Origin of the sequence: Bifidobacterium asteroides (genome assembly GCF_019469425.1) — a bacterium.
Lineage (GTDB): Bacteria > Actinomycetota > Actinomycetes > Actinomycetales > Bifidobacteriaceae > Bombiscardovia > Bombiscardovia asteroides_I.
On sequence record NZ_CP048272.1, the window covers coordinates 1,652,367 to 1,672,309 of the forward strand.

A 19,943-nucleotide genomic window follows, 5' to 3' on the forward strand; every position below is an offset into this window, starting at 1 on the left:
GGGTTAGCAGCATGGTCGGCAGCGACCGACCGCCTTCAGGTATTTCTTGGCGACGGCCTTGGACGCTGATCAGCATGATTCTCACTGGCATCGGCCTTTGTCTCCGCCCTGTCAACAGTATCGGCTGCATCGGCCATGGGTCTTTGTGAGGACTTTCGCCGGTCGGTATTCTCAGGTCCGTCATTCGGCGGCAGTTGACAGAGCCACTCCCCCACGGCCCCGGCTACCACATCGATAAGACAGACCAGGGATGCTACCAGGCACTCCTGCATGACCCGTGTGTAATAGGGCGCGCCTGCATGGCCCATGCTGATCAGAGCCTGACTGCCGTACCAGCCCAACAGAGCAGCACAGGCAACGCCCAAGGCCTTGCTCATGATCAGCACATTGACCGCGAAACGCAAATCCATCTCCTTGCGGTCTCCCCTGGCGTAGCGATGCACCTGGAAGGCCATGATCAGGATGGCCACCCCAAGCAGGAAGAGCAATACGCTGACCAGCCAGGGAACCCCCATGAGGTCCGTCCTGGTGGACATGCCCAGTTCCGAGATGCCGGCACCTCCAATCAGCCCAAGGATCAGGGCGACCAGGTAGTGCACGAGCGGTGTGCGGCGGGCCCTCATGACAGACCGTCCAGAATCCAGTCCTCCGAGACCAGGCTGATGCGATCACGGTCAGGAGCACGGTTGGCCAGGCTGGCCAGACAGGATCCGCCAGCACCAAGCAGGCAGTGTTCAGGCTCCAAATAGGCCCAGGGAATCAAAACGCGCGCTGGAGCATCAGCGGTCAGCAGAGGCGGACGGTCCTGGGAAGACAGAACAGAACCATCCAGAGTCTCCACCTCCACCACATCGGCATCCAAGCCGCCCATCTGCCTGATAGGAGCGGCCACCATGTCTAGAGCCGACTGCAGCTCCTCCAGATTCAGCGGCGTCTGCAGGATAACCACAGCCGACAGACGCTGATCCCCCTGATCATCCCGGTAGGCATATAGAGGCGAGATGCCGACCAACTGACTGCCGGGGATCCCGTCCAGAGCTGCGAGAGCACGAAGCATGGCCAACCGATCTGTTCCCGATGCTCCCTCCAGCGCAATTACATCACGCATCGGAAGGCCCTGCGGCTTGGCTCTTTCAACAGTCGGTCGGCTGAAAGCTTCGTTATCATTCTCCGGACCCGAGGACAGACTGTTCTCTGTAGAGGAGGTCAAGGGGTGACGCAGCCGGGCCTGCGCCGCATGGCCAGAATCGGCCTGACCAGACAGCAGGAATGAGGGATGCCCTAGAGCTGCATTCCCCCCGCCGCTAACTCGTCCAGATTCCATGCTGGCCGGGTTGCCTTCCACCTGATCGTCGGCCGCACGCTCCAAGGTGACGCCCACCTGAAAATCGACCCCTGTTCCCTGGTCAGCGCCCAGACGGGTGACCGTAACCCGGGTGCGGCGTATCTGGTGGGAGAGCAGGATGGCATCAGCCACCTTGGCAGTCAGGGATTCCAGAATCTCATCAGACGACTCGTTTTGGATCAGGTTGACGATCCGACGGACAATCTGCACATAGTCCACTGTTTGAGTGCCGTCGTTGAGCCTGCCTGCCTCACTCAAATCCAGATAGAGGACGGCATCGACCTGGTAGCCGAACCCAGGCTTCTGCTGACCATGCAGGGGTGCGACTTTGATGGAGCTCAAACGGATGGAATCCATGATGTATGCTCCTCCCTTGCCTTAGAACATTTACCGCCGCACGCCCTCGGGACCATATGCAGGACACCGAGCCGATCCAGAATTCAGTGCTGGTCCGTTGCGGACGGACCATTCACGCTGCGCCTGAGCTCCTCAGGAATCTCCACGGGTGGCTGCTCAGAGTCCGGCCGATCCGGCGCAGACAGCCAGAGCTGACGCTCCGGAGCCTTGCGCAAGCCAGCGAAGACCGCAGCCAGTTCGTCCTTGTTCAGGGTCTCTTTGACCAGCAGCTGTCGAACGAGCTCGTCCAGCACGTCACGGTTCTCGGTGATGATCTGCCAGGCCTCTTGGTGGGCCGTCTCGATGAGATTGTGAACTTCCTGATCGATGGCCTCTGCGGTTTTCTCCGAATAGTTGTGGGGCTTCAGGGCATCAAGCCCGGAATCCTGGTCATTCTCGTCAGCCCACTTGATGGCTCCCAACTTGGATGAGAACCCATACTGCAGGACCATCTGCCGGGCGATGCTGGTGGCCTTTTCGATGTCGTTGGAAGCGCCTGTGGTCGGGTCGTGGAAGACCACCTCCTCTGCCACGCGACCGCCCATAGCGTAGGCCATCTGGTCCAGCAGTTCGTTGCGGGACTGCGAGTAGCGGTCTGTGGTAGGCATGACCGCAGTGTAGCCCAAGGCCCGTCCACGCGGCAGAATGGTCACCTTGGTGACCGGATCGGTGTGGTGCAGGGCCGCAGCAACCATAGCGTGGCCGCCCTCGTGATAGGCGGTGTTGCGCATTTCGGCCAGGGCCATGCCCTTGGTCCGCCGCCGAGGTCCGCTCAGCACACGGTCAATGGCCTCGTCGATGGCCCGGTTGTCAATCAGCTGGGCGTTGGAACGCGCAGTCAGCAGAGCCGCCTCATTGAGCACGTTGGCCAGGTCGGCGCCGGTGAAGCCGGGCGTGCGCACGGCCACAGTGTGCAGGTCCACATCCGGCACAAAGGGCTTGCCCTTGGCGTGGACCTTGAGGATGGCCTCGCGGCCTTCCAGGTCTGGGGCCTCCACGGCCACCTGACGATCGAACCGGCCGGGCCTGAGCAAGGCCGGATCCAGGATGTCTGGACGGTTGGTGGCTGCAATGATGATCAGGTTCGTATCGTTGTCGAAGCCGTCCATCTCGACCAGCAGCTGATTCAGAGTCTGCTCACGCTCATCGTGACCGCCGCTCATGCCGGAGCCGCGCTTGCCGCCCACTGCATCGATCTCATCGATGAAGATGATGGCCGGCGCATTCTTCTTGGCCTCGTCGAACAGGTCACGCACTCGGGAGGCGCCCAGACCGACGAACATCTCGACGAAGTCGGAGCCTGCCATGGAGTAGAAGGGTACGCTGGCCTCGCCGGCGATGGCCCTGGCCAGCAGGGTCTTGCCGGTTCCAGGGGGACCATAGAGCAGGACGCCACGGGGTATGCGGGCACCCAGGGCCTTGTACTTGGAGGGATCCTTGAGGAACTCCTTGATCTCCTCCACCTCCTGGACAGCGGCCTCCTCGCCGGCCACATCCGAGAACTTGGTCTTAGGGGTCTGCCCGTCGTTGAGCCGGGCGGAGTTCTTCTTGCCGCCCATGCCGAACATGCCGCCGCCTGCCGCCGAGGACATGCGTGAGAGCAGGAACCAGAAGACCCCCAGAATGATCAGCATGGGCAGGATGGAAGAGATCAGGTAGCTCATCATGCTGGTCTGCGGCACCACTGAGTTGTACCCCTCGGCGGGCTTGGCCTTCTCGACGGCTTTGACCACCTGCTCCCCCTGGGCCTCCACATAGTAGAACTGCACGTCCTTGCCGAAGTTCTTGGAGCTGCGGTTGCCGCGGAAGCCGGGTACATCCTTGACGAAGTCGCTGTTGAGCTTGAGCTCGACGACCTGCATCTTCTCGGTGATCTCGGCCTTCTTGACCATGCTGCTGCGGTCGTTCAGCAGCTCTAGGCCATCCTGGGTGTCGATGGTCTGGGCGCCGTTCTGGCTGCTGAAGAAGCCGAAGATGGCCAGGATGATGACCACGGCCAAAATCCCCCAGAGCCAGGGGGAACGCCAGAAGGAACGGTTGCCCCCGTTGGGGCCGGATCCGTTGTTGCCCAAGTTGAAGTTGAAGGGGTTGTTGCCCTTGTCCCCGTTATCCCTGCCTCTATTGGGCGGACCCTGCTGCGGTCCCTGCGAGTAGCTCATGACTGCTCCCCCTGATCCTGATGATCCTGTTCCTGGGTCGGGTCCATGTATTCCTCGGACCTGAGTACGGCTATCGAGTCAAGATTACGGTACTGCTCGTCGTAATCCAGTCCGAAGCCCACAACGAATTCGTCGGGTATGGCGAATCCTGGATACTTGACATCCACCTCGACCTCGTGCCGCGAGGTCTTGTCCAGCAGGGTGAAGATCTCCACCGATGCAGCTCCTCGCTCCTTGAGATGCTCAACCAGCCAGTGCAAGGTGTAGCCGGAATCGATAATATCCTCAACGATCAGAATATGCCGTCCGCGCACATCGCAATCCAGATCCATCCTGATGTCCAGGTCCCCCTTGGAAACGCTGGTCTTGCCGGCCGGATAGCTGGAAATGCTCATGAACTCGATCTGCACCGGTATGGTGACGGCCTGTGAGAGGGCGGCAAGCGTATTGAAAGCCCCCTTGAGCACGGCCAGCATGATCGGGTTCTTACCCTGGTAATCCCGGCTGATCTGCTCGGCCGTCCGGTTGATCAGCTCCTCTATCCGTTCCTTGGACACCAGTTCATGGTCGATATGGGATTGAATATCAGCGATGCGCATGGTCTCCATCATTGCATATGAGAATGACTTGACCCTTACGGATTGCTGTATGGGAGCTGGGAAAGCGAGGGCCCTGCTGGCCGTGCCATCGGCAGACCAGATCATCCAGGGCCCGGACCTGCACGGCCGTGAACCGTATGCGCAGCTTGGTCAGCACCTGGGCCAGCAGGCGGGTGCGCAGAGCCGGGTGACAGTCGGCCAATCCGTGGGCATCCAAGCAGGCCAGCACCCCCTTGGCTCTCTGGTCCAAGTCAGGGCGGGCGACTAGCCGCTGGCACAGCCCATCCACCTGGGTGTCCAAGTAATCCTGATCAAGACGGGCCATATCCGCGCCCAGTGCCAGACGGCGAACCATGTCCCGGCCAGCGAAGCGATTCAAGGCTGGCAGCAGGTCATGGCGGATCCGCGAGCGCAGCGGCAGCGTCTCGGGAAGCGTGGAGCCGTCCGGCTGATCATCACCGTTGGTGGGGTCGTCCCACCAGTGAATCCCTTTCTGGCGGCAAATGGCCGTAGTGTCCTTTCGGTCCAGGTCCAGGAATGGGCGCAAGTAGCGCATTCCTCCACGCTCTACACGCCGGGCCATGCCGGTGATGGCCTCCAACCCCTGGGAGCGAATCAGGCCAATCAGCACCGTTTCGGCCTGATCGTCACGGGTGTGCGCCAGAAGGACGGCCCTGGCGCCAAACTTGAGGGCCTGCCCAGAGAGGGCCCGGTAGCGGGCTGCACGGGCGTCAGCCTCAAGACCAGCCGTAGTAACAGGCACATCCACTCTGGTGACGCGGACCGGATCCAATCCCAGCTCCCGGCAGGTTCCAGCCGCGCGTTCGGCGATCCGATCCGAATCAGGCACCAGACCATGATCGATCAGCAGGGCGCCGCACCGCAGCCCGGTCATATCAGCCACCAGGTGGGCCACATAGGCCAGGGCTAAGGAATCTCGGCCTCCCGAGCAGGCCACCAGAATCAGTGGGGCATCCGGATCGGGCCTGTGCACCCCGTGATGGGCGAACCGCCTATCCTGCAGGCCCAGGCCCTCCCGGTCCAGGGTTGAACGCAGGAGCCCCACCGCTTTTTTCATCTCTGCCGAATAGACCATGGTCCTGGCTGCTTCCCGCTCAGAGCCGATCCAGGGATCCGACCAGGGTGTCCACAGCATGCCGGGCAGCAGCCACATCCTCGGGATCGTTGACGACCACGGCAAAGACCAAAACACCGCCTGAGCGTCGAATCACATTGCCCGCCAATGAAGTCACATGGTCCAGGGTGCCGGTCTTGACCCGGATCAGCCCGTCAGCCTGATTGTCTATTTTGCGCCTGGCTGCCGTGCCGGTCAGCCCCACCACTGACAGACCCTTGACCAGAGGGGTCAGCCCCTTCTCGGACAGGGCCAGCTGCTGAACGTCCGCCAAGGTACCCACCTTTAGACTGGAGCCAGGGGTCAGCCCCGAGCAGTCGGCCATGTTGAGGCCTGCGGTATCTACGCCCAGCTTGTTCAGCGTGCTGGTCACGGCTTTCACAGCTCCGGCCGGGCTGTTGGGCATGTCCAGGGACAAGGCGGTCAGACGGCCGAAAAGCTCGGCCAAACTGTTGTCGGAGTTGCGCAGCATCAGCGACATGATTTCGCTGAGCCGTGCCGAGCGGATACTGGCCAGAACCTTGCCTTGGGCATGGTCGGTCCGATCTGGCCCCTGAGCATTGTCCACCTGGATCCCGGACTCCATCAGGCGACTGGCAAAAACTGCTGCGGCAGCACCCGCCGGGTTTTGGACCCTGGGCAGATAGACCCCGCCCGCGTCCGGATGGGAGACAGGCTCAGTCCGTCCCTGCCTGGCCTCATCCACGGCCATAGCGACGGGCTCCTGGAAGTAGATTCCATCAGCATTGTTCGCTTCGATCCCCTTCGGCGCCCGATCGTCGCCGAAGAGCGTGTCCTGGTAGGCCAGGGTCACCCGGCCAATCCCCTGCTGGTGCAGAGCCTGAGCCGTCTTCTCGGCCAGGGTCCCCAGGCCGGCTCGGCCATTGACGTGCAGGGGATCGTCCTTGCCGATCCCCAGAAGCATATCGCCGTGACCGCGCAGGGTCAGCGTCGCCTGCGAAGAGGCAGAGGGATTCAGAACCGCCTCAGTGTCCAGTTGGGAGGACATATCCAGAACGGAGGCGGCTGCAGCTGCAGTCAAGGTCTTCATGGTGGAGGCCGGCTGACGCGCCTGATCGGCGTTCTTCTGGGCAAGCACCCGTCCATCAGCCTGTCGCACGACCAACGAGTATGCAGTGCCCAGACCCGGTGTGCCGGCGAAAGTGTTGACTAATTGCTGGACCTGGCCGGCATCCACTGCGGACCCAGGCTTGTCTGCGACCAGGGGCGGTTCGCCCATCATGACCGCAGGAGAAACCGAAGAATGACTGGTCTTGGCCAAGGTCAGCGGTCCGGGTACCAGGTCGGCCAAGTCCATGGATGCATAGCCGACGACGAGCACGACAGCCACAAGCATGGCCAGGACCACCCGCCAGCGTCGCTTGATCCGACGACGGCGTGTTATGCGCAGCTGATGTCTGTCACCCAATTGCTCACTCCCGGACTTGTGTTCGCCAACCGAGTTCGGCTCGGTCGGCATCATCCAACTAGCCTAGTACTGGTCCTGTCGCTGTCTCAGGACTGCAGAGCGGCATATCGATCCAGAGTCAGCAGAATGGCCGACTGTCGGCGATCGAAGATCCGGGACCCTAAAGCGACCCCTATGGCAAGCACAATCAGACCGTTCGCCAGTGCGACCGGCACGGGCAGCCAGAGCGGAAGAATCCCGCCCCTGGTCATGACCGGCAATGCCACCAAGAAGGTGGGCAGCATGATCACCAGGCTAGCCAGCAACTGAAGCATCGGCAGGAAGCCTTGGGCGACAGCACGTCCCTGCGGTGAGGTAAAGGGCCGGTCCATAGCGGGTACCGGATAAATCAGCAGGGCCGAGAAGACCTGGGCAACTCCCAACCCTGACAGGAGTAATCCTAAGGTCGCAACAAACAGATCCAGGGAGATGATCAGATCTCGGCCGCCCTTCATCGCCCCGGACAATACCAAAGTCACCAGCCCAAGCAGGAGCATGCAGGGCATAGCCACGCTCAAATGGCTGCGGACACGGGACAACCGGTCCTCGTGACCCTTCACTCCCGCCGCTATCTCCATGTGCAGGGCGAGCCCATCGTAGGCCAAGGCGTTGCCCTCGGGAATCTCCAGCACCAGGGCGCCCAAAGCCGGTCCCAACCATAGCATCATGGGCATCTGGCGGAAGATCACCGCGTACAGAATCACCACAACCAGCAGAATCGGATAGCTAACAAGCTTGCGGGGGTCCTGACGAAGATAGATCAGCAATCGCGCGGCCATGGCATCCACAACGTCCCGGGACCGGCCCAGCATCCCCAGCCCCCTGGGGGCAGCCGACCGTTCGGCACTCGCCCCAGCATGCAAACGGTCATGACGCAGGCACAGCATGCCGATCATGAAGCAGAGAGCCAGGGTGGCCAGCTCCATGCACAGACGTCCGACCAGAGCCCACCATGATCCCGAGAGGAAATCCTCCGGCAGGCGGACAGCGGCGCCTAGTGGCGTCCAGGCCAGTATGTCGGCCACGGACTTCAGGGAATCAATGTCGACCGCCGTGCCATCCATTATCCCGCTGCCCAGCAGAGAGGGCAGCGTGCACAAAAGCATGCTTATCATGGTGACCAGCAGATAGAGCCCGGATCGGGTGCGCCGGGAGGCTATCAGGGTACCGACCAGGTCCAAAACGGCCCGGGCCAAGGCCAGCATCACCATGACAGCCAGCAGGGCTGCGATCAAAGCCACGATCGCGGCTCCGACACCCATGCGGACATAGATGGCCGTCAGAGCCAGGAAGCAGATAATACCAGTCAATCCCGCAGGCCCGGTCAGCCCGGCCAGGTAGAGCCCCACCTGCAGCTGGACGTCAGGAATCCCGTAAAGAACGAATCGCGAAGGGCTCAGGATCGACCCCTGGCCCAGAAAAGCCAGTTGAATCAGGATTACACCCAGAGTCAGCCCGACCAGGAACAAGACCAATACGGTTCCCATACGCCGCTGGTCGTCCAGACCGGCACTGAGCATCCAGCCTCCCAACGACAGCGCAGCCTGCCACGAGGCCAGGCAGATGCCTATGATCATGAGCAGGCTGATGATGGCGCCTACCATCTGCCAGGAGGAGTGCTTGATGGTTCCCCAGGTAATGGACCAGCGCATGGCGATGATGGTGAATGCCGCGTTCATTCCGTCTTCTGGCCCTCCTCGGACCCGGAGCCGTTCAGCCAGGCGATTCTTTTAGCCTGGTGACGGCCGCCGACAAGCTCCAGGAAGCGATCCTCCAGATCCTCGCCGGCAGCGACCTGGCCCACCGTGCCGTCTGCCCGAACCAGACCATGGTTGATGATGGCCACATGGGTGCACATCCGCTCCACCAGGGCCATGACATGCGAGGAAATGACCACTGTTCCTCCGGTATCGACATACTCGGCAAGGATGTCTTTGAGATTGGCGCTAGAGACCGGGTCAACTGATTCGAAGGGCTCATCCAGCACCAGAAGCCTAGGGGAATGAATCATGGCTGTTGCCAGGCAGATCTTCTTGAGCATGCCCGACGAATAATCACAGACCCGCTTGCCGCCAGCATCAGTCAGATCGAAGGCGTCAAGCAGGTCCCTGGACCGGCCCAGCGCCTCACCGCGCGGCATCCGTCGAAGCATGCCCGAGTAAACCAGCAGTTGCAGACCCGTCAGCCTGTCGAAGATCTGATCGCTCTGGGGCATGACGCCGATGATGCGCTTGGCCGTGTCCACGTCCGACCATACGTCCCTGCCCAGGATCATCACATTGCCGGAGTCGGGCACCAGAAGTCCGGTCATCATGTTCAGCGTTGTGGTCTTCCCTGCACCATTGGGGCCGACTATCCCGTAAAAGGACCCCTTGGGAATGTCCAGAGAGAGGGCGTTGACAGCAGGCCGACCCCGATAGCATTTGACCAAGGCGCGGATAGAAACCGCTGCCTGCGGATCTGGCGGAGGGACCACTGCCGTCTGGGCGATCATGCTAGTTGCTTGCGCTTCGTCGGACATGGCCTTAAGTCTAGCCTATCCCCATTTCGCTGTCGATTAATGGACTACTGTCCTTAATGCCCTGAATGCTCGATGGGCTTCCATCCCGGATTGGCAAAAATGGCCTGGAAGGAGATAGGCACGTAGCTGAGCATGAAGATGGGGAAGCTCAGGCAGTAAGCAAAAAGCTCCTTGTTGGATGCGCCGATCTTGTCCCGCTCGGCCAGCACGGTCAGGGCAGCCAGGCCCATCATGGCCAGGACGCCCAGAATCCCAGCCGCTATGCCATCGATCAGGCTGGTCACCTGACTGGTCCAGGTCACGAAGCCCAGAGCCGGGAAGAGCAGGCCGAAGAAGCATCGGACCAGGCCCAAGACCGTCAGAGGACAGATCAGGATGGTCAGATCCACGGCAGAGAAGTCGCGTTCACGAAAGGCCCGGGAGATCAAGGCAGGCCCGTAGTAGCGGAAGACCTGAAGGAAGCCCTTGCTCCAGCGCAGCCGCTGCCGCCAGCTCTGCTTGAAGGTGACCGGCTGCTCGTCATAGAGGATAGCGGTTCCGCAATAGCCGATGCGCTCGCCGTGCAGAACCGAATCCATGGTGAACTCCAGGTCCTCGGTCAGCAGGTGGAACTTCCAGCCGTTATTGCGCTCCATAACCTCCCTGGAGAACATGAACCCGGTGCCGCCAACATGGCAACTGGAGCCGATGACCATCCTTGAGGTGTTGAGGAAGCGCGATTCGCGTATGAACCACAGGGCCGAGCCTGAGGAGACCCAGTTGTCCGAGAAGTTGACCGAGTTTCGGTAGCTGGTCAGTATGCGGAAGCCGGACTGGAAGGCTTTGTTCATCTCTTCTATGTAATGGCAGTCCAGGATGTTGTCCGCATCGAAGACGAAATAGGCATCATAGCGGGAATCAAGACCCCGATCGAGTATCTGCTCCAGCAGGAAGGTCAGGGCGTAGCCCTTGCCCACCCGGGCCGGGTCCTGCCGCTCGACCACATGGCAGCCCAGGGATCTGGCCAGCCCAGCGGTGTTGTCAGTGCAGTTGTCAGCTACCAGCCATATGTCGACCATGGAGAATGGATAGGTCTGCTCCTTGATGGAGTTGATCAGATGACCAACCACCTGCTCCTCGTTGCGAGCGGAAATAAGGACGGCGAACCGCTTGTCGAAGGGAGCATCGGGAAAGACCACCGGCTTGGAGACGAAAGAGATGACGATGCAGATGGCCTGGTAGACGATGCCCACCCCGCCCAGCAGCACCATCAGTACGTCCAATACTTTGAGCAGAGCCATCAGCGCCACTCCTTGCGGGGGTTGTCCTCCCCCTCGGGGGCATCGTCCCCGGTCTCGGTACCCCTGAGCGGCCTGTGCCTTACTGGGGCCGAGGCGGACTTGGGTATGGGCACCGTGGCTGACTCGTCCAGGTCCTTGGCCGTCGGTGAGGATGTCGGGTAGAGCTGGCTGGCAATGGTCATGACAGGGTCGTCCACTCGAACCCTGGCACTGGTCCCCTTGGCGGACCGGCTGCCCACGTGGCTGGCCACCGGCTGGACCACGTGCTCGTTGAAGGCCTCGACGCCCTCAACCACCTTGGACTTGCCGACAGGCTTGGGATCCTGCATGAGCGGGGAGTCAATCAGCTCGTAATGCTTGACCGAAGCCGAGAAGATGGCCTGGAAGCTGGCCGCCAGAGGCAGAGCCAGGAAAGCGCCAAGGGCGCCGAAGACCGCGCCCAGTGCCAGTACGGACAGGAAGGCGATGGCCGGGTTGAGGTCCATGGTCCGCTGTGAGATCTTGGGGGCCAGGATCATGTTTTCGATCTGCTGGTAGATGATGATGTAGACCAGCACAATAACAGCCACCAGCAGTCCGCGGCTCCCCCAGGCCACCACAATGGGAACGGCCCCGCCTATGTAGGTGCCGATAGTGGGCACGAACTGGGACACCAGCCCGCAGAAGAGGGCCAACGGCAGCCAATAGGGCACTTTGAGGATGACCAGGAAGACCGACATGCAGGCTGCAGAGATAAGCGCCAGGATGGTCCTGCTGAACAGGAAGCTGGAGATTTGGTCCTGGGCGATAGTCCAGACGAAGAGGAAGCGGCGCTGGCTCCTGGGGGCCAGCCACTGGCAGAGGCTGCGGCGCAGCTTGGGGCCTGCAGCGGAGATGTAGTAGATGACCAGCAGAACGGTCATGATATTGATGAAGGACCCCGCCAGCCCCACGGTGGTGGTCAAGGCCTGCCCAGCGAAGTCGGTCACCCAGGATGTCTGAATGTTCTTGACGATCTCCCCGCCCAGATCCTGCATGGCCGGCAGGTGCCAGGGGGTGCGGCTGGCGATGAATTCCGCCACCTGCTCATAGAGGGCCGGCAAGCTGTTGGCCATGCCGATGACCTGCTGGACCAGCAGATTGCCGAACATGCCCAGGAGGACGATCACAATAATGATCAGGCCTATCAGGGTGACCGCCGAGGCCGCTCCCCGCCGCCAGCCATGCCTGACCAGCCTGAGCACCAGGGGCTCCATGGCCAGGGAAACGAAGATGGCGATCACCACATCCAGCACCAGGAATTCGATCTTCCACCAGGAGGAGTATGCGAACCAGGCCAGGAAGACGGCTATGACCACGTAGAGAAGGGCGCGGCCGAACCATTCCGGAGGTCGGCGCGGATCCCCCTTGGGCGGGAAGACCGTCGCGAAATCGAAGCGCTGCTTTTGCTCGTTGGCCATATGTTCCATTATCCCAAGATGGCTGACATGGCAGGCTATGGGACGCAGGTTGAGCCGACGGTGTATCCGGGCACACGTATCCTGAGAGGTATGTTGACCGTTTCCATAGTCATACCCGCCTGGAATGAGGAAGAACGCATTGAAGACTGCCTCCTGAACGCCACCAGGCAGAGCCAGGCACCCAAGGAGGTGCTGGTAGTCGACAACCGCTCCACGGACGCAACGGCCTCCATCGTCGAAAAATTCATCGATCAGCACCCTGACCAGCATGTCAAGCTCCTCCGCCAGGACAGCGAGCAGGGGTTGATCCCCACCCGCAATTACGGACTTGACCGGGCCACCGGCGACGTGTTGGGCCGGATTGATGCCGACTGCATGCTTCGTCCCAACTGGGTCGAAGTGGTCTCAGGCATCTTCACCCGGGACCCCAAGGCCATGGGCGCCACCGGGCCAGTGGCTTATTACGACATGCCGGGCAAGCGGATCGGGCTCAAGGGCGACAACACCATTCGCCGGGCCATCTACCGGGCGGACGACGGGCAATACCTGCTATACGGTTCCAATATGGCCCTGCGCGCCACGGCCTGGCGGGCCATACGCAACCAGGTCTGCAGGGACAAGGAGGACATCATGCACGAAGATGTCGATATCTCTTTGCATTTGATCGACCAGGGGTTCAAGACGGTCTATTGCAAGGACATGAATGTGGGCATCAGCGCCCGCCGGATGGACACCTCTTTCACATCCTTCCGCCACTACATGCAGCGCTTCAAAAACACCTTCGACGCCCACCCTCAGCACACCCGGGAGCAGAAGCCCGAGCACACCCTCTACGCCATCTACCCGATCCTGCGAGCCTTCTACCCCGTCTACCAGAAGTACCTGGAATCCGCCGACATCAACCCTGCGGAACGTGTCTGGATCCGCGAACAGATGGAGCTCTTCCACCGGCGCGACCAGGAGTTGGACCAGGAGGACCACTGACCAGCGGACGGCACACCAGGCTTGCCTGGTCCATAGGGTGCGGGTATCATGGGCATGTTCGCCCCCGTCGTCTAACGGTTAGGACACCAGACTTTCAATCTGACAGCGAGAGTTCGACTCTCTCCGGGGGTACAAGTCACAGGGTTGAAAAATGCCGGATACCGCCGCTCAGCAGATTCGGACAAGATTCAGCGCAAAAACAGAATCGGGCTGTTTCTGGTCATATCAGGCTAAGATAGCGCGTACTCATAGTACACGCTTATAAATAATCGGCTCCGACAGAAATTCCCTATCAAAACGACGACTTGCTTGTTTGAATTTCTGCAGCTTTGCGTGGTGCAGTCTACGAGCATGCATAAGCAACCAAACCTGTTGCCATCATTAGGCCAGCCCGAATCGTCCTGGCCAGCCATGAGCGATGACTGCAACTGATGGGCGCTTACCGGAGGGAATCCAAAACCGGATATAACCGTCGGAACCGGTTGTAACCGTCATCATACACATGGCGGTTTGCGTCATCGGGTGCATAGACCCGTCCAACAAGGTTCGCTTCCACCATCTTTTCCAAGGCCTGCAGATCGGGCCGGGAAGACGAGCCTGTCTGTTTGCCGACAGAGACCAGCTCAGCCAAGGCCGCTGCTGGCATGAGGTGGGCATTATCAAGCACCCGAATGGGCGCGTCAAGGATATCCGCCAGCATCCGGCACCACAGGGGCTCATGGGTGCCGCCACCAATCAGGGTGACACGTTCGATAGGCGTGCCCAGCAGGTCAAGCCCCTGGCGAATCGAATAGGACACGCCCTCCAGCGCCGCTCGGGCAAGGTCGCTTGCCGCAGTCTCGGAAGAAATGCCGACATAAGCTCCACGAATCGAAGGATTCATCATCGGGAAGCGCTCCCCCACCAGATAGGGCAGGCAAATCACACCGCGCGCTCCTGCTGGACTGGATTCCAGCAAGTGCCCCATGCGCCGATAGTGGTCGTCGTCGGCCTCGGTCGGGCTGCCCCCTGCAAAGACCCCGGCAGCCCAAGCATGCACATTGCCGGCATTGAGGAAAGGCACCGTATTGATGATGCTGTCAGTGTTCAGATAGGCCAGATTGACCATTCCAGGGCGGTCAGCTACAGCCCGGTCTGTCACTGTGGCGATCCACCCGGATGTGCCCAGGTTGATATTGAACTGACCAGGATGGAATACCCCGCCGACCAAGGTGGATGCCCCAGCATCCCCCATTCCCGCATAGACTGTGGTTCCCGGAGCAAACCCCGTGGCAGCGGATGCGCCCGGCCTACTGGCGCCAACGCTCTCCCATGGCCAATAGAGCTCCGGGAAGATTGCGGCATCCACGCCCGATGCATCCAGGATGTCCCTTCTCCACGTCCGCGAGCGCAGATCCATGGCACCTGCCGTCGAACAGGCCGTCACATCGCCGCAGTAGACACCGGTCAACCACCAAATCAGATAATCCTTGACATCGATGAGCACATGGCGAACCTGCGTATACCGGTCTGGCTGATGTCTGGACATCCATATCAGCTTGGCTACAGGCAGGGACCCATCGCACGGGTTCCCCACTCGAGCGCGGAAGGACTCAGCCCCGTAAGCTTCAGCCAGCTCGGCAGACTCTTCCTCGGCTCTGCCGTCCGCGTATAGGATTGCTGGCCCGACGGGTTGTCCCTGCGCATCCAGAGCAATCAGGTCCTGCATCTGCCCGCTCATGATGATACCGGTTATCTGGTCGCTCTTGAAGTGCTCGATGCTCCGACCGGCTCTGGCCAAAAGGTCACGTGACACCTCGATAAAGACCTGCAGCCAATCCTCAGGATTCTGTTCGATACGCCCGTCACCCGCGTCAATCGGCAGAAGGCCGCTGGACGCGCACACCCTGGCGGAACCCTGGTCATCCACAAGAACGGCCTTGACCTGCGTGGTCCCCACGTCAAATGCGGCTGTATAGGTCATACCGGTCATCCTAGGCTTTCCCAGCCGCCCAGATGCCGACATGATCTCGTATGTGGACTGACGCAGTCACCCCTGGACCCCTGACCAGTCCACCACTGCTTCGACATTGTTCCCGTCCGGATCCAAGACGAAGGCCGAATAGTACTTGGCATGATAATCCCGCAGCCCTGGAGCACCATTGTCGCGGCCACCGGCAGCGAGCGCCTCCCTGTAGAAGGCATCCACAGTTGCAGCATCAGCGGCCCTGAAGGCTATGTGGGTCACCGGCGAGCCAGTCTTGTCCCCGCGCGGCGTCAGATAAAAGTCCGAGTGGGCCCCATCATCCTCTGCACCGAATCCAATGGTGGGCTCATGGTGGGCCTTGGCCACGTACCCCAACGGAGCCAGGGCTTTGCTATAGAAATCGATGGAGGCCTGGATGTCCCGAACCTTCAGCGTCAGATGATCAATCATGTCCGTAATTCTATGTGGATCATCAACCAACAATGGCAGATCGCCCAGAATGATCTTTCCCCTACCGCTCGATGCCGGGGATGGTCAAGCGCAAATCTCAAAGCTGTGTTTCAGCTGTACTGGCCGCCGGGCAAATGCATGAAGTCCTCCACCTTGTTCCATTTGACCGGGTATCCTGCTCCGTGGGCGCAGAAGACCGAATCAGCGGTGTTCTCCAGGTCGGACTCGGGATCGTACCCGATGGAATCCACAACGGCATCCTGGTCCCGGCAGGTACGATACCCGTTGAAGAAACAGGCCAAATGTCCACGTCCATGAGTGTAGGTGCTGACTTCGATGGCATAATCACGCATCTGTGATACCGGAGCATCCCCCTCCAGTTCGACAATATCCCCGTCTGTCTGCGGACCCGAGAAGCTGCCCTTCATCCGGTAGATGTCCGACATGGCCCTGCCCAGATTCTCCTGTGGAAGGGCGAGCCTGAAATGGTACCAGGGCTCCAGCAGGATATTGCTGGCTTTCATCAGCCCCTGTCGGACGGCCCGGTAGGTGGCCTGGCGGAAGTCCCCGCCTTCGGTGTGCTTGATATGCCCGCGGCCGTCCAGCAGGGTGATGCGCATATCAGTGATGGGCGATCCCGTCAGAACCCCCAGATGCTCCTTCTCGGCCAGATGGGTCATGATGAGCCGCTGCCAGTTCCCGTCGAGGCGGTCCAGGCTGCAGGTCGACGCAAAACTGAGACCGCTGCCCGGCTCCGTGGGCTCCATGAGCAGGTGCACTTCGGCATAATGTCGGAGGGGCTCAAAATGCCCAACCCCTTCAATTGGTGCCGCGATGGTCTCCCTGTATAAGATCCCGCCCTGGCTGAAGGAGACCTGCATGCCGAACCGTCGATCCAGCTCCCCCTGAATCACCTCCAACTGAACCTGGCCCATGATACGCAGGTGGATCTCCTGGAGCCGTTCCTGCCAAGCCACATGCAGGAGGGGATCTTCATCCTCCAGAATGCGCAAGGCGCTCAGCAAGTGGTGCGGGTCCGCCCCCTCAGCCTCCACTGCATAGGACAGCACCGGCTCCAGCACAGGAGTCAGGTCCTTCTGCTCGAACCCAAGCCCCTGACCCGGACGTGTCAGGTCAAGACCTGTCGCCGCCACTATCCTTCCGGCCTGGGCGCAGTCCGTCAACGTATAGGAAGCTCCCGAATAGACACGAAGCTGATCAACCGTCTCCAGGGTCTCAACGTGCCCGTTCTTCCTCAGGTCGGCGGCTGCCCCATACGTCTCCTCAATAGGACCCGATTGTTTGCAGCCTTCATCTCCATGGCTGAGTTCGGTGGCCAAAGAAGATTTGACCGGCAGATCGCCACCAGTCACCTTCAGCCAGGTCAACCTGGCACCCTTGTCATCATGCGATACCTTAAACACTCTTGCGCCGAACTTTTTGCCGTACACAGGGGAAAGGGTGTACCGTTCCAGCCCCTCCAGGAGGGCGTCGACCCCGTCCAGGCGCAGGGCAGACCCTAGGAAACAGGGGAAGAGACGGCGGTCGGCGACCAGCCGTGCCAGGCTCTCATCCGATATGCCCTCGGTCTTGAGGTACTCATCCATAACATCCTCGTCGAGCAGGGCCACATCCTCCATATCGCCATGCTCGAGTCCACTGCTCAAATCGAAGCAGCCCGGGGACCAGCGCTGCTTGCAGCTTTCAAGGATGCGTGTGGCATCAGATCCAGGGGCATCCAACTTGTTGACGAAAATGAAGGTGGGTACCCCATAGCGTGCCAGAAGCCGCCAGAGCGTATCGACATACCCTTCCAACCCAGCAGTTGCATCGACGACCAGAAGGGCATAATCCAAGACTGACAGAACCCGCTCCATCTCGGCTGAGAAATCCACATGGCCGGGTGTATCGATGAGGGTCAGATCAACATCGCGATAGGCCAGCCGGGCTGGTTTGGAGAAGATGGTGATGCCCCGCTGCCGCTCCAATTCGTAGGTGTCCAGATAGGCATCGCCATGGTCCACCCTGCCCAGACGGCGAATTCCCCCTCCCCGATAGAGCATGGCCTCCGAGAGCGTGGTCTTGCCGGCATCGACATGTGCCAGCATTCCCGCCACTATCCTCTTGACCATCGGGGCCTCCCTCGCTTCATACCTCCAAGGACCAGACACATATCCTATTTGTGCGCGACTCTATAGTCAGCCTGCCGAAACCTGATAAGTCATGTCGTGAATGACCCGGCCGGCCTGGATCCCCTTGCGCTCGAAGTTGGTTATGATTCTGCCGTCGAACCGCCCCGACTCCATGAACATGGCATGAGGCAGGGATTCGGCCTGATCAGCCGTCCCCTTGCCGACATGCTGGGTGGGCAGACTGACTCGCAGAGTGCCCAGGTTTCTGAATTTTGGATTGCCATCCATCACCTCATGCACGTGCAGGGCGTAATCCTCGATGTCGGTTGCGATTCGCCAGATGCCGCCTGGCACCAAGCACTTCGCCAGATCGCCAGCCAGAGCCGGCTGGACCAGACGACGCTTGTGGTGCTTCATTTTGGGCCAGGGGTCGGGAAAGAAGGTCCAGACTTCCTTGATCAGCCCAGGATCCATCCGGGCCAGAAGGTCCGGTGCGTTGACCTGGGCAAGACGCAGATTATCCAGGTCGAATTTACCAGCCATCAGCATGGTATGGGCCAACCCCGGCTGATAGACCTCCAGGGCCAGGTAATTCCGATCGGGGTGCTCCTGGGCGCTGGCCACGATGTTCTCCCCCTGGCCGGATCCGATCTCGACGATCAGCGGCGCATCCCGTCCCCAGACCGACCTGAGCATTGCTGCGTCACAACGCAGATCCTCTGCAACCGTCAACGAACCCTCAGCCTGGCCCAAATCAAGCAGGTATCTGGAGGAATACTGAGCCCAAGCCCTCGCCAGCCGGTCGTTCAGCTTCTCGGACCGCCTCACATAGGAGACAATGGACCTCATAGGGGCTTTGCTCTGTCTTTCTGCACTCATCACAGCTCATATATATCCTAGAAAGCGGATACAAGCGGGCACAACAGTTACATGTGCCCGTGATATACTCAATCTAGAACAAAAAACAACAAAAGATTGCAAAACCGAACAAACTCTTATGTCCGGTTTCGACAGGAAAGGCATGCAGATGTCAGTTTTGGTTACAGGTGGCTGCGGATACATCGGCGCCCATGTGGTCCACGCCCTGCAGGAGGCCGGCAAGGAGGTCGTCGTGGTCGATGACCTCAGCTATGGCAAGCCCAGCCGGATCGGCGATGCCCGTCTCTACGGCGCCGACGTGGCCGCACCGGGAGCCGACCGGCGTCTGGCTGAAATCATCAAGGAAAACAAGGTTGACTCGGTCATCCACTTCGCCGCCCGCAAGCAGGTGGGCGAATCAGTGGAGAAGCCCATCTGGTACTACCAGCAGAACCTGAACGGCATGATCAACGTCCTGTCCGCCATGGCCAAGACCGACGCCAAGAAGCTGGTCTTCTCCAGCTCGGCCGCAACCTATGGCGAGCCTCCGGTCGACGTGGTCCCCGAAGACGTGCAGCCCATGGTCCCCATCAACCCCTATGGCCAGACCAAGCTGGTCGGCGAGTGGATGGCTCGGGCCTGCGAAGAGCCTTACGGCATCCGCTTCTGCGCCCTTCGCTACTTCAACGTGGCGGGCTGCGGACCAGTCAGTCTGGAAGACCCGGCTGTCCTGAACCTGATCCCCATGCTCTTCGACAGGCTGCGGCAGGGCAAGGCACCCGCCATTTTCGGCGACGACTACCCCACCCCCGACGGTACCTGCGTGCGCGACTACATCCACGTCTCCGATCTGGCGGATGCCCACATAGCCGCCCTGGACTACCTGGATCGCGACCAGCGCCGCTACGATGCCTTTAACGTGGGCACTGGCCAGGGCACATCCGTTCGCCAGATCGTGGACGAAGTCAAGAAAGTGACGGGTCTGCCCTTCACTGAGGCCATCAAGCCCCGTCGCGCCGGCGACCCGCCGCACCTGATCGGCGACCCCACCCGGATCAACACCGAAATGGGCTGGCATGCCAGGTACGGCGTCGAGGAGATCGTCGAATCAGCCTGGCAGGCTTGGCAGGCCAACCCTGCGCACCACATCGACACCGATAGCTGGCAACAACAGGACTAGACAGCGACGCGCCGGGGCTTGCATTCCTCCG

16 protein-coding genes and 1 tRNA gene are annotated in these 19,943 nt (G+C 60.6%); 3 read left to right on the forward strand and 14 right to left on the reverse strand.

Annotated features, from left to right (window positions below; genetic code table 11):
• Positions 1-35: 35 nt before the first annotated feature.
• The 10 genes from GYM67_RS06790 to GYM67_RS06835 form a co-directional block, all read right to left on the reverse strand.
• The gene (locus GYM67_RS06790) at positions 36-623 is read right to left on the reverse strand and encodes a DUF3180 domain-containing protein (RefSeq protein ID WP_220236187.1); all 588 of its coding nucleotides are present in this window, start codon (positions 621-623) and stop codon (positions 36-38) included.
• The gene (locus GYM67_RS06795; RefSeq protein ID WP_220236188.1) at positions 620-1,702 is read right to left on the reverse strand and encodes a dihydroneopterin aldolase; all 1,083 of its coding nucleotides are present in this window, start codon (positions 1,700-1,702) and stop codon (positions 620-622) included. The genes GYM67_RS06790 and GYM67_RS06795 overlap by 4 nt, the downstream gene beginning before the upstream one ends.
• A gap of 83 nt (positions 1,703-1,785) precedes the next feature.
• Complete coding sequence (ftsH, locus tag GYM67_RS06800; RefSeq protein WP_220236189.1) at positions 1,786-3,900, reverse strand: ATP-dependent zinc metalloprotease FtsH; 2,115 nt, start codon at positions 3,898-3,900, stop codon at positions 1,786-1,788.
• Positions 3,897-4,499 carry a hypoxanthine phosphoribosyltransferase gene (hpt, locus tag GYM67_RS06805; RefSeq protein WP_110425672.1) on the reverse strand — a complete coding sequence of 201 codons (603 nt, stop codon included), beginning with the start codon at positions 4,497-4,499 and terminating at the stop codon, positions 3,897-3,899. The genes ftsH and hpt overlap by 4 nt, the downstream gene beginning before the upstream one ends.
• Entirely contained in the window at positions 4,486-5,595 is a 1,110-nt protein-coding gene (tilS, locus tag GYM67_RS06810) for a tRNA lysidine(34) synthetase TilS (protein WP_220236190.1), read from the reverse strand. The genes hpt and tilS overlap by 14 nt, the downstream gene beginning before the upstream one ends.
• A 19-nt stretch (positions 5,596-5,614) precedes the next feature.
• Positions 5,615-7,063, reverse strand: coding sequence for a D-alanyl-D-alanine carboxypeptidase/D-alanyl-D-alanine endopeptidase (gene dacB, locus GYM67_RS06815; protein WP_220236191.1), 1,449 nt, complete (start codon positions 7,061-7,063; stop codon positions 5,615-5,617).
• 86 nt (positions 7,064-7,149) lie between these two features.
• Entirely contained in the window at positions 7,150-8,781 is a 1,632-nt protein-coding gene (locus GYM67_RS06820; RefSeq protein ID WP_220236192.1) for a hypothetical protein, read from the reverse strand.
• Positions 8,778-9,623: an ABC transporter ATP-binding protein gene (locus tag GYM67_RS06825; protein WP_220236193.1), complete on the reverse strand. Its 846-nt coding sequence runs from the start codon at positions 9,621-9,623 to the stop codon at positions 8,778-8,780. Before GYM67_RS06825 ends, GYM67_RS06820 begins: the two co-directional genes overlap by 4 nt.
• A gap of 53 nt (positions 9,624-9,676) precedes the next feature.
• Positions 9,677-10,903: a glycosyltransferase family 2 protein gene (locus GYM67_RS06830; protein WP_220236194.1), complete on the reverse strand. Its 1,227-nt coding sequence runs from the start codon at positions 10,901-10,903 to the stop codon at positions 9,677-9,679.
• A complete protein-coding gene (locus GYM67_RS06835; RefSeq protein ID WP_220236195.1) occupies positions 10,903-12,342 on the reverse strand; it encodes an AI-2E family transporter in 1,440 nt (479 codons plus the stop codon). The genes GYM67_RS06830 and GYM67_RS06835 overlap by 1 nt, the downstream gene beginning before the upstream one ends.
• A 90-nt stretch (positions 12,343-12,432) precedes the next feature.
• Between GYM67_RS06835 and GYM67_RS06840 the strand changes: the two genes are divergently transcribed.
• A complete protein-coding gene (locus GYM67_RS06840) occupies positions 12,433-13,326 on the forward strand; it encodes a glycosyltransferase family 2 protein (protein ID WP_220236196.1) in 894 nt (297 codons plus the stop codon).
• A gap of 60 nt (positions 13,327-13,386) precedes the next feature.
• Positions 13,387-13,458: transfer RNA gene (locus GYM67_RS06845), tRNA-Glu, on the forward strand.
• A gap of 307 nt (positions 13,459-13,765) precedes the next feature.
• Here the strand turns inward: GYM67_RS06845 and GYM67_RS06850 are convergent.
• The 4 genes from GYM67_RS06850 to trmB form a co-directional block, all read right to left on the reverse strand.
• Positions 13,766-15,289, reverse strand: a complete 1,524-nt coding sequence (locus tag GYM67_RS06850; protein WP_472841092.1) for a xylulokinase — start codon at positions 15,287-15,289, stop codon at positions 13,766-13,768.
• Positions 15,290-15,355: 66 nt separating this feature from the next.
• Complete coding sequence (locus tag GYM67_RS06855) at positions 15,356-15,742, reverse strand: VOC family protein (RefSeq protein WP_220236198.1); 387 nt, start codon at positions 15,740-15,742, stop codon at positions 15,356-15,358.
• A gap of 110 nt (positions 15,743-15,852) precedes the next feature.
• On the reverse strand, positions 15,853-17,874 hold the full coding sequence (locus GYM67_RS06860) for an elongation factor G (protein ID WP_220236199.1): 2,022 nt from the start codon (positions 17,872-17,874) through the stop codon (positions 15,853-15,855).
• A 66-nt stretch (positions 17,875-17,940) separates the two neighbouring features.
• Complete coding sequence (gene trmB / locus GYM67_RS06865; RefSeq protein ID WP_220236200.1) at positions 17,941-18,753, reverse strand: tRNA (guanosine(46)-N7)-methyltransferase TrmB; 813 nt, start codon at positions 18,751-18,753, stop codon at positions 17,941-17,943.
• A 148-nt stretch (positions 18,754-18,901) separates the two neighbouring features.
• On the opposite strand from trmB, the gene galE reads away from it, so the two are divergent.
• Positions 18,902-19,912 (forward strand): UDP-glucose 4-epimerase GalE, encoded by a 1,011-nt coding sequence (gene galE, locus GYM67_RS06870; RefSeq protein ID WP_220237449.1) that lies wholly within the window; start codon positions 18,902-18,904, stop codon positions 19,910-19,912.
• Positions 19,913-19,943: the final 31 nt, after the last annotated feature.

What these genes read in the sequence shown, in the direction of transcription:
- GYM67_RS06790 (WP_220236187.1), bottom strand. Translation starts at nt 623, where the DNA reads ATGAGGGCCCGCCGCACACCGCTCGTGCACTACCTGGTCGCCCTGATC.
- GYM67_RS06795 (WP_220236188.1), bottom strand. Translation starts at nt 1,702, where the DNA reads ATGGATTCCATCCGTTTGAGCTCCATCAAAGTCGCACCCCTGCATGGT.
- ftsH (WP_220236189.1), bottom strand. Translation starts at nt 3,900, where the DNA reads ATGAGCTACTCGCAGGGACCGCAGCAGGGTCCGCCCAATAGAGGCAGG.
- hpt (WP_110425672.1), bottom strand. Translation starts at nt 4,499, where the DNA reads ATGCGCATCGCTGATATTCAATCCCATATCGACCATGAACTGGTGTCC.
- tilS (WP_220236190.1), bottom strand. Translation starts at nt 5,595, where the DNA reads ATGGTCTATTCGGCAGAGATGAAAAAAGCGGTGGGGCTCCTGCGTTCA.
- GYM67_RS06820 (WP_220236192.1), bottom strand. Translation starts at nt 8,781, where the DNA reads ATGAACGCGGCATTCACCATCATCGCCATGCGCTGGTCCATTACCTGG.
- GYM67_RS06825 (WP_220236193.1), bottom strand. Translation starts at nt 9,623, where the DNA reads ATGTCCGACGAAGCGCAAGCAACTAGCATGATCGCCCAGACGGCAGTG.
- GYM67_RS06830 (WP_220236194.1), bottom strand. Translation starts at nt 10,903, where the DNA reads ATGGCTCTGCTCAAAGTATTGGACGTACTGATGGTGCTGCTGGGCGGG.
- GYM67_RS06835 (WP_220236195.1), bottom strand. Translation starts at nt 12,342, where the DNA reads ATGGCCAACGAGCAAAAGCAGCGCTTCGATTTCGCGACGGTCTTCCCG.
- GYM67_RS06840 (WP_220236196.1), top strand. Translation starts at nt 12,433, where the DNA reads ATGTTGACCGTTTCCATAGTCATACCCGCCTGGAATGAGGAAGAACGC.
- GYM67_RS06850 (WP_472841092.1), bottom strand. Translation starts at nt 15,289, where the DNA reads ATGACCTATACAGCCGCATTTGACGTGGGGACCACGCAGGTCAAGGCC.
- GYM67_RS06855 (WP_220236198.1), bottom strand. Translation starts at nt 15,742, where the DNA reads ATGATTGATCATCTGACGCTGAAGGTTCGGGACATCCAGGCCTCCATC.
- GYM67_RS06860 (WP_220236199.1), bottom strand. Translation starts at nt 17,874, where the DNA reads ATGGTCAAGAGGATAGTGGCGGGAATGCTGGCACATGTCGATGCCGGC.
- trmB (WP_220236200.1), bottom strand. Translation starts at nt 18,753, where the DNA reads ATGAGTGCAGAAAGACAGAGCAAAGCCCCTATGAGGTCCATTGTCTCC.
- galE (WP_220237449.1), top strand. Translation starts at nt 18,902, where the DNA reads ATGTCAGTTTTGGTTACAGGTGGCTGCGGATACATCGGCGCCCATGTG.